This window comes from Buttiauxella cochleicola, from assembly GCF_021282405.1.
GTDB lineage: Bacteria > Pseudomonadota > Gammaproteobacteria > Enterobacterales > Enterobacteriaceae > Buttiauxella > Buttiauxella massiliensis.
The window spans coordinates 65798-71923 of sequence record NZ_JAJSOU010000019.1; the positions used below are offsets into that span (position 1 = coordinate 65798).

6 protein-coding genes, 1 tRNA gene and 2 rRNA genes are annotated in these 6126 nt (G+C 47.7%); 5 read left to right on the forward strand and 4 right to left on the reverse strand.

Annotated elements, in window-relative coordinates:
* Nucleotides 1-80 precede the first annotated feature (80 nt).
* The gene (locus LVQ79_RS20110; protein WP_232866336.1) at nucleotides 81-428 is read right to left on the reverse strand and encodes a DUF1889 family protein; all 348 of its coding nucleotides are present in this window, start codon (nucleotides 426-428) and stop codon (nucleotides 81-83) included.
* 333 nt (nucleotides 429-761) lie between these two features.
* Here LVQ79_RS20110 and LVQ79_RS20115 point away from each other — a divergent pair, with 333 nt between their 5' ends.
* The 5 genes from LVQ79_RS20115 to LVQ79_RS20135 all read left to right on the forward strand — a co-directional run bounded on the left by LVQ79_RS20115 (nucleotide 762) and on the right by LVQ79_RS20135 (nucleotide 5664).
* A complete protein-coding gene (locus LVQ79_RS20115) occupies nucleotides 762-983 on the forward strand; it encodes a hypothetical protein (protein WP_034459881.1) in 222 nt (73 codons plus the stop codon).
* Between the two features lie 524 nt (nucleotides 984-1507).
* Nucleotides 1508-2533, forward strand: coding sequence for an amino acid ABC transporter substrate-binding protein (locus LVQ79_RS20120; protein ID WP_151996152.1), 1026 nt, complete (start codon nucleotides 1508-1510; stop codon nucleotides 2531-2533).
* A gap of 70 nt (nucleotides 2534-2603) precedes the next feature.
* Nucleotides 2604-3785 carry an amino acid ABC transporter permease gene (locus LVQ79_RS20125; RefSeq protein WP_232866338.1) on the forward strand — a complete coding sequence of 394 codons (1182 nt, stop codon included), beginning with the start codon at nucleotides 2604-2606 and terminating at the stop codon, nucleotides 3783-3785.
* Nucleotides 3786-3794: 9 nt separating this feature from the next.
* On the forward strand, nucleotides 3795-4895 hold the full coding sequence (locus tag LVQ79_RS20130) for an amino acid ABC transporter permease (protein WP_232866339.1): 1101 nt from the start codon (nucleotides 3795-3797) through the stop codon (nucleotides 4893-4895).
* A 10-nt stretch (nucleotides 4896-4905) separates the two neighbouring features.
* Nucleotides 4906-5664 (forward strand): amino acid ABC transporter ATP-binding protein, encoded by a 759-nt coding sequence (locus LVQ79_RS20135; RefSeq protein WP_232866340.1) that lies wholly within the window; start codon nucleotides 4906-4908, stop codon nucleotides 5662-5664.
* 96 nt (nucleotides 5665-5760) lie between these two features.
* Here LVQ79_RS20135 and rrf (LVQ79_RS20140) read toward each other — a convergent pair.
* The 3 genes from rrf (LVQ79_RS20140) to rrf (LVQ79_RS20150) all read right to left on the reverse strand — a co-directional run bounded on the left by rrf (LVQ79_RS20140) (nucleotide 5761) and on the right by rrf (LVQ79_RS20150) (nucleotide 6122).
* A 5S ribosomal RNA gene (gene rrf / locus LVQ79_RS20140) occupies nucleotides 5761-5876 on the reverse strand.
* Nucleotides 5877-5915: 39 nt separating this feature from the next.
* Nucleotides 5916-5991, reverse strand: a tRNA-Thr gene (locus LVQ79_RS20145).
* 15 nt (nucleotides 5992-6006) lie between these two features.
* Nucleotides 6007-6122: ribosomal RNA gene (rrf, locus tag LVQ79_RS20150) — 5S ribosomal RNA — on the reverse strand.
* Nucleotides 6123-6126 lie beyond the last annotated feature (4 nt).

Consider the following 6126-nt stretch of genomic DNA (forward strand, 5'->3'; position numbering starts at 1 on the left):
CGGCATGGGGAAGCGCCTTTTTTAACGTTTGTAATCTGCCTGGTGAAAGGCTAATTTGCTAACGAATGGGTCAGGTAAACTTACTCGGTATGCGAATATTCAGCTTCCGCTAACGCACGGAGTTGCTCTTGCATATATGAAGAAAAGTATTCAGGATTTTTAATAAGAACGCGGTTACCAGACTCAATTTTATCAGCCCAGCCTGCGACTTTTTTCGTGAATTCAGCGTTCCATCCCTCCTGATTAGCTCTTGCCGTAACATCTTCTGCGCTAACCGGTACCCCCAGCTCTTTCAGATACTTAAATATCCCCTTAGCTGTACTCTCATCCATAGAATGTGGTGTTGATGCGGATGTATTCATACCGCCAATGTAGTCCAATGCTTTTTCAATGACAGCTGGCATATTCTTATCCTTAATATTAACCATGTATTAAACGAGCCTGTAGCACGCACTGACAACCACCAGTTAACCATATGATTTAAATGGTTACTACCCTTGGTAATGCACCCTTTTTAATAGTTGTGACGCGGACTGGTTATCTGAAAATGTTTAACTTCACTTTTTCTCCACACTTTCTTGTCTATGCCCGCTTTTCTCCACTTTGTTTACACTGCACATGAATTGCAATTATTCCTCTCTGCTCTCCATGCCCACTGCGGTGATAAAATCACCACATTCACACCGGTTCAGGTTATTAGATAATTGTAGCCTTAACGCACGAATTATCCCTGAACGGGGTTTGGTTTAATGAGGTTCCATATGAAAAAGCTAATTGCCGCTGCGTTGCTTTCTACACTTCTGGCAGGTTGTGCAACCAACTCACCTTGCGTGCCAGTCTATGACGATCAGGGCCGCCTGGTGCACACCAACACCTGCATGAAAGGGACAACTCAGGATAACTGGGAAACCGCAGGTGCAATTGCCGGTGGTGCCGCAGCGATTGCCGGCCTAACGCTGGGTATCGTTGCATTAACTAAATAAAGTACATTCCGTATTTAATAAGCGCGCCCATATCGGGCGCGCTTTTTTATTGGAAAATCCGCAGTCATTTTCCTTTGCTTTATTAAAGTGCATCCATTCCCACAACTTCATTTTTTTAGTTTCGCTGGCTTGTATCCCCAATCTTTTTTGGCGTGAAACAAATCACTTACTTCTTTCAGATTTTGTTTTATTGCAGCAGCAGATGTGACTCCTTCCACAAACCAATACAGGTGCTATTCACGCTAATTTTCACGCCAGAAATTACTTCTTTTCATATGATCAAAAACTGAAACTTTTTTGCGCTGAAATGTGGCGTAGGTTTCAATTTTGCCCCGTTGTGGGGCGCTGCAAGTAATTTTTCCTGTCTACACTCAGCTTACTGCGACGGGAGGCACACGCATGCCGTCTCTTGCAACCTTGGCACTCCCTTTGCTTTAACCACATTGGCAGATGCCACAGACAGGAAAATGGCGTCATCCAGATGCCTACACTTATAACGATAATTTCGCCACACAGGATGCATTATGAAAAAGACACTGATCTCCACTCTGGTCGCTGCCGGTGCATTATTCGCGGTAGTCAATCAGGCTCATGCTGGCACCACGTTTGACGCGGTAAAGAAGAAAGGCTTTGTGCAATGCGGGATAAGTGACGGCTTACCTGGTTTTTCTTACGCTGATGCAAACGGTAAATTTACCGGCATTGATGTGGACGTTTGTCGTGGCGTTGCCGCTGCGGTATTTGGGGATGCCTCGAAAGTTAAATATACCCCGCTGACCGCAAAAGAGCGTTTTACAGCTCTCCAGTCAGGCGAAGTGGACATTCTGTCACGTAATACCACCTGGACTTCATCACGCGATGCTGGCATGGGAATGATGTTTACCGGCGTCACTTATTACGATGGCATCGGCTTCCTGACACACAACAAAGCAGGCCTGAAGAGCGCTAAAGAACTAGATGGCGCGACCGTTTGTATTCAGGCAGGTACTGATACCGAACTGAACGTCGCCGATTACTTCAAAGCAAATAATATGAAATACACCCCAGTAACGTTCGATCGCTCTGATGAATCTGCTAAAGCGCTGGAATCAGGCCGCTGCGATACTCTGGCTTCCGACCAATCTCAACTCTATGCACTGCGCATCAAACTAAGCACACCAGGTGAATGGATTGTTCTGCCGGAAGTCATTTCAAAAGAGCCTTTAGGCCCAGTCGTACGCCGTGGTGATGAAGACTGGTTCTCTATCGTACGCTGGACGTTGTTCGCCATGCTCAATGCTGAAGAGATGGGGATTGACTCTAAAAACGTTGATCAGATGGCTGCTAACCCAACAACACCGGATATGGCACACCTGCTAGGTAAAGAAGGTGATTTCGGTAAAGACCTGAAGCTCGATAATAAATGGGCCTATAACATCGTCAAACAAGTCGGCAACTACGCCGAAATCTTCGAACATAACGTCGGTTCTGATAGCCCGCTGAAGATCAAACGTGGACAAAACAACCTGTGGAACAAAGGCGGTATTCAGTACGCACCGCCTGTTCGCTAAGCGAGATGTCAGAAATGGGCACTACTGCGGTAGTGCCCAAAGTTTGAGTTTATGTTACTGAGGTTCGCTTATGTCCCATCGCCACCCAATCGTAAAAGGTGATATTTCCTTTTCTAACCCAGCGGTTCGTGCCTGGCTGTTTCAGATTATCGCGGTCGCCATTGTGGTTGGCATTGCTGTTTACCTGATACACAACACCGTCACTAACCTTAGCAATCGTGGCATTACCTCAGGTTTTGCATTCCTTGATCGAGCCGCAGGCTTCGGTATCGTTCAGCACCTCATTGATTATGAGCAGGGTGATACTTATGGCCGCGTGTTTGTTGTCGGCCTGCTGAACACCTTATTGGTTTCCGCATTGTGTATTGTGTTTGCATCATTTATCGGCTTCTTTCTTGGACTTGCCCGCCTTTCCGATAACTGGTTGCTACGCAAACTATCCACTTTTTACATTGAGACATTCCGCAATATCCCACCTTTATTGCAGATCTTCTTTTGGTATTTTGCCGTTCTTCGCAACCTGCCGGGTCCTCGTCAGGCAGTCAACGCGTTCGACCTTCTCTTTCTAAGTAACCGCGGGCTCTATATTCCCTCCCCGCAGATTGGTGAAGGTGTACTGGCTTTTATCGGCGCCATTTTGTTAGCACTGATAATTTCGGCAGGCTTGTATCGCTATAACAAAATGCATCAGATAAAAACGGGGCAATTGCGCCGTACCTGGCCCTATGGTCTGGGGTTACTGATCTTGTTACCGCTACTCGCACATTGGCTATTTGGTGCAGCATTGCACTGGGATGTTCCCGCGTTGCGTGGTTTTAACTTCCGTGGGGGGATGGTTCTCATTCCTGAACTGGCGGCATTAACTTTAGCGCTGTCGGTCTATACATCCGCTTTTATTGCCGAAATTATCCGTGCAGGTATTCAATCGGTACCTTACGGCCAACACGAAGCGGCGCGTTCACTGGGGATACCGAACCCTGTTACATTGCGCCAGGTGATCATTCCTCAGGCAATGCGCGTCATCATCCCGCCACTCACCAGCCAATACCTCAATATCGTCAAAAACTCATCACTGGCAGCCGCTATTGGTTATCCGGATATGGTTTCATTGTTCGCAGGAACGGTGCTCAATCAGACTGGTCAAGCCATTGAAACTATTGCGATAACAATGTCGGTCTACCTGATTATCAGCCTGACTATTTCGTTACTGATGAATATCTATAACCGGCGAATTGCCCTGGTTGAGCGCTAAGGAATTACGATGACAAAAGCATTAGTGTCACATCACGCGCGCCCAAAAGCTGTTCGCTCAAGTGCCGTGCAATGGGCTCGTAAGAATCTTTTTTCCAGCTGGTCTAATAGCTTACTGACTATTTTCTGTTTGTGGATGATATGGGTGCTGATTCAACCCTTGTTAAACTGGACGATTTTCCAGGCTAACTGGATTGGTGAAACCCGTGCGGACTGCACAAAAGAAGGGGCATGCTGGGTGTTTATCCACGCACGTTTCGGACAGTTTATGTACGGGCTCTACCCGCATGATCAACGCTGGCGCATTAACCTTGCACTGCTTATTGGTCTGGTTTCCATCATTCCAATGTTCTGGAATGCGATGCCTCGCCGTGGCCGTTATATCGCCGCATGGGCAGTTATCTATCCGCTGGTTGTTTGGGGTTTATTGTACGGTGGGTTTTTAGGGCTGGATCGCGTCGAAACACGTCAGTGGGGTGGCTTAACTTTAACGCTAATCATCGCATCAGTAGGGATCGCCGGGGCGTTGCCATTAGGGATCTTACTGGCCTTAGGTCGCCGTTCGACAATGCCGGTAGTCAGAATCTTGTCAGTGATATTTATCGAGTTCTGGCGAGGTGTTCCGCTAATCACTGTGTTGTTCATGTCATCCGTCATGCTGCCGCTATTTCTTTCTGAAGGAACAAGCATAGACAAACTTATCCGCGCATTGGTCGGCGTGATCCTTTTCCAGTCGGCTTATGTCGCTGAAGTGGTTCGCGGAGGTTTGCAGGCACTACCAAAAGGGCAATACGAAGCCGCAGAATCTCTGGCGTTGGGATACTGGAAAACCCAGGGATTAGTGATCCTCCCGCAGGCATTAAAGATGGTCATTCCAGGCCTGGTTAACACCATTATTGCTCTGTTCAAAGACACCAGTCTGGTGATCATTATTGGCTTGTTTGATCTGTTTAGCAGCGTACAGCAAGCCACTGTCGATCCTGCCTGGCTTGGAATGTCGACCGAAGGCTACGTCTTTGCAGCCCTCATCTACTGGATTTTCTGTTTCAGCATGTCGCGCTACAGCCAGCATCTTGAAAAACGTTTTAACACCGGAAGAACACCGCACTGAGGATGAATAAATGAGCCAGATTACTATGCAACCCGCTGATGCGATGATCATGCTGGAGAACGTTAATAAATGGTACGGACAATTTCACGTACTCAAGGATATAAATCTGAAGGTTAAGCAAGGAGAACGCATTGTCCTGTGTGGCCCTTCTGGTTCAGGAAAATCCACAACTATTCGCTGTATTAACCATCTGGAAGAACATCAGCAAGGGCGTATTGTCGTTGATGGAACCGAACTCAACGATGATTTACGTAATATAGAGAAGGTTAGGACTGAGGTCGGGATGGTTTTCCAACACTTTAACCTGTTCCCACACCTGACCGTTTTGCAGAACTGCACGCTCGCACCAATTTGGGTACGTAAAATGCCGAAGAAAGAAGCGGAAACGCTAGCTATGCATTACCTGGAAAGGGTTCGTATTGCCGAACACGCACATAAGTTCCCGGGGCAAATATCCGGTGGTCAGCAGCAACGAGTGGCAATTGCACGTTCCCTATGCATGAAACCTAAGATTATGCTGTTTGATGAGCCAACTTCTGCACTTGATCCAGAGATGGTTAAAGAAGTACTGGATACGATGATTGGCCTGGCAGACTCTGGTATGACGATGCTGTGTGTGACACATGAAATGGGCTTTGCGCGGACGGTTGCTGATAGAGTGATCTTTATGGATAGAGGTGAGATCGTGGAGCAGGCACCACCAAATGAGTTCTTTGCTCACCCTAAGTCGGAGCGTACTCGTGCATTCTTGTCTCAGGTTATTCATTGATATTTAAAGAGAAAGGCCACGTAAGTGGCCTTTTATTTCACTGGAAATACAAAACAAAAAGGCCATCCGTAAGGATGGCCTTTTTGTTTATTTGAAGCCTGGCAGTTCCCTACTCTCGCATGGGGAGACCCCACACTACCATCGGCGCTACGGCGTTTCACTTCTGAGTTCGGCATGGGGTCAGGTGGGACCACCGCGCTACTGCCGCCAGGCAAATTCTTTATCCAGCGCCGAACTTTAAACCTAAAAACTGGTGCTGATACCCAGAGTCGAACTGGGGACCTCACCCTTACCAAGGGTGCGCTCTACCAACTGAGCCATATCAGCACACTTTAATTTGGAGCCTGGCAGTTCCCTACTCTCGCATGGGGAGACCCCACACTACCATCGGCGCTACGGCGTTTCACTTCTGAGTTCGGCATGGGGTCAGGTGGGACCACCGCGCTAGTGCCGCCAGGCATA

Excerpts from the sequence above, each read along its gene's own strand:
- LVQ79_RS20110 (WP_232866336.1), bottom strand. The coding sequence starts at position 428 with ATGGTTAATATTAAGGATAAGAATATGCCAGCTGTCATTGAAAAAGCA.
- LVQ79_RS20115 (WP_034459881.1), top strand. The coding sequence starts at position 762 with ATGAAAAAGCTAATTGCCGCTGCGTTGCTTTCTACACTTCTGGCAGGT.
- LVQ79_RS20120 (WP_151996152.1), top strand. The coding sequence starts at position 1,508 with ATGAAAAAGACACTGATCTCCACTCTGGTCGCTGCCGGTGCATTATTC.
- LVQ79_RS20125 (WP_232866338.1), top strand. The coding sequence starts at position 2,604 with ATGTCCCATCGCCACCCAATCGTAAAAGGTGATATTTCCTTTTCTAAC.
- LVQ79_RS20130 (WP_232866339.1), top strand. The coding sequence starts at position 3,795 with ATGACAAAAGCATTAGTGTCACATCACGCGCGCCCAAAAGCTGTTCGC.
- LVQ79_RS20135 (WP_232866340.1), top strand. The coding sequence starts at position 4,906 with ATGAGCCAGATTACTATGCAACCCGCTGATGCGATGATCATGCTGGAG.